Raw genomic sequence first — 1,978 nt, forward strand, 5'->3', positions numbered from 1 at the left:
GCCAGCGGCGGGCGTTTCGATGCCGCACCCGGACGGACCTAGCGGGAGTCGCGCTCGACCCACCGGAACGTCAGCAGGCAGAGCACCAACCCGACCACGCACCACACACCGAGCACCAGGGCGGTCCTCCCGTGTTCCCACGAACCCGCCGCCTCCTGCACCATCATGCTGTCCGGCAGGAACACCGACCGGAACCCCTGGCCCATCCACTTGACCGGGAAGAAGGATGCCACGGTAATCATCCCGTCCGGCAACGCGTCGTTGTGTACGAAGATCCCCGAGACGAACTGCAACGCGATCGCCGGCAGGTTCAGTACGGCCGGCGCGCTCTTCGCCGACCTGGCCAGCGCGCTGGCCGCGATGCCGAGCAGCGTGCAGCTGACGACGGAGAGCGTCAACAGCCAGCCGAGGGTCAGCCAGCGGCCGGGATCGGTCGGCAGCTTCAGGTCGAAGAGCAGTACCCCCACCGCCAGCAGCAGGATGATCCCCGCGACGGTGGAGACCCCGACCAGCAGGATCTTGCCGATGAAGTACGCCCCGGCCGTGACGGGCGTACCCCGGAGCCGTTTGAGGGTGCCGTCCTCGCGGTCGACGGCGATCCCCACCCCCATGCTGATGAAGGCGGTGGAGACTATCCCGTACGCGATCATTCCGGCCGCGAAGACCTGGCTCACCCTGACGTCGGCGACGCCGTGCGCCGGCTCGTCGAAGATGAGGCCGAGCATCAGGGCGATGAAGGCCGGAAAGGCGAAGGTGAAGACCACGGCGTCCTTCTGCCGGAAGAACTGCTTCAGTTCGATGACCCCACGGGAGAGGCCGATCCGCAGGGTCGACGGCAGGCGGACGGCGGGAGCCCGCACGACGCCGCCGCCGGCCACTCCGGGCCCCGTTCGTGCCCCTGGTGAGGTGACGGCCGCAGCGGTCTGTCGCCCCTCGTTCCGCCCGGTCATGCGCGTTCTCCGATCAGTTCGAGGTAGATGTCTTCGAGGCTGGGGCTGTGTACCCGCAGGTCGCTCACTGTCAGTTCGGCCCGCGCGGTCAGCCGGGCCACCAGGGCCATCGGGTCGGTGGTCTGCTCCCGGTGCTCCCCCGTGCCGTCCCGCCAGGTGACGGTGGCGGCCACGGTCGCCCGGCCGCCGATGGTCTGCGGCGTACCCTCCGCGATGATCCGGCCGCGGGAGATGACGGCGAGCCGGCCGGCGAGTGCCTCGGCCTCGTCCAGGTAGTGGGTGGTGAGCAGGATCGTGGTGCCCTCGTCGGCGAGCCGCCGGATCAGCGACCAGAACTCCCGGCGTGCCTCGGGGTCGAACCCCGTCGTCGGCTCGTCCAGGAACAGCAGTTCGGGTCGACCGATGATGCCGAGGGCGACGTCGAGCCGGCGGCGTTGGCCGCCGGAGAGGCTGCGTATCCGCGCGTCGGCCTTCTCGGCCAGTCCACACACCGCGACGACCTCGTCCGGATCGCGGGGATCGGGGTAGTACCCGGCCAGGTGGCGTACGGTTTCCCGGACCGTCAGCTCGGCGGCGTCGGTCGCGGTCTGCAGGACGATGCCGAGCCTGGCCCGCCACCTCCGGCCCGCCGTCCCCGGGTCCTCGCCGAGCACCGACACCGCGCCACCGTCCCGGCGACGGTGTCCCTCGAGAATCTCGATCGTGGACGTCTTGCCCGCACCGTTCGGCCCCAGCAACGCGAACACCTCGCCACGGGCCACGGTCAGGTCGATTCCGTCCACCGCCACCTGGCCCCGATAGGACTTGCGCAGGTCGCGCGCACTGATCACTGTCATGCCTCGATGTTGTCGTGTTCCCGGGAAGCCAGGGACGACCGCGAGACTGAATCCGGTTGTCCATCGAACGGTGGACACCGGGGTGTCGGGTTTCTTCCACCACCGGACGCGAACAAAGCGGCCCGGGGTCCGGACTAGGGCGTGTCCTGTCGATCTTGTAGTGGTTGATCGTTGACGATGTGTCGGTGGTAC

Annotated in this window: 2 protein-coding genes; both read right to left on the reverse strand. The window is 69.3% G+C overall.

All coding sequences use genetic code 11. From position 1 onward, the window contains the following. Positions 1-38 precede the first annotated feature (38 nt). Positions 39-950, reverse strand: coding sequence for an ABC transporter permease (locus tag ACFP2T_RS34740; RefSeq protein WP_377429384.1), 912 nt, complete (start codon positions 948-950; stop codon positions 39-41). Beyond that, positions 947-1,786, reverse strand: coding sequence for an ABC transporter ATP-binding protein (locus tag ACFP2T_RS34745; protein WP_377429386.1), 840 nt, complete (start codon positions 1,784-1,786; stop codon positions 947-949). Before ACFP2T_RS34745 ends, ACFP2T_RS34740 begins: the two co-directional genes overlap by 4 nt. Positions 1,787-1,978 lie beyond the last annotated feature (192 nt).

It is taken from the genome of Plantactinospora solaniradicis (assembly GCF_042658085.1).
Taxonomy (GTDB): Bacteria; Actinomycetota; Actinomycetes; order Mycobacteriales; family Micromonosporaceae; genus Plantactinospora; species Plantactinospora solaniradicis.

Coding starts and splice junctions, on each gene's coding strand:
- ACFP2T_RS34740 (WP_377429384.1), bottom strand. CDS start 950: ATGACCGGGCGGAACGAGGGGCGACAGACCGCTGCGGCCGTCACCTCA.
- ACFP2T_RS34745 (WP_377429386.1), bottom strand. CDS start 1,786: ATGACAGTGATCAGTGCGCGCGACCTGCGCAAGTCCTATCGGGGCCAG.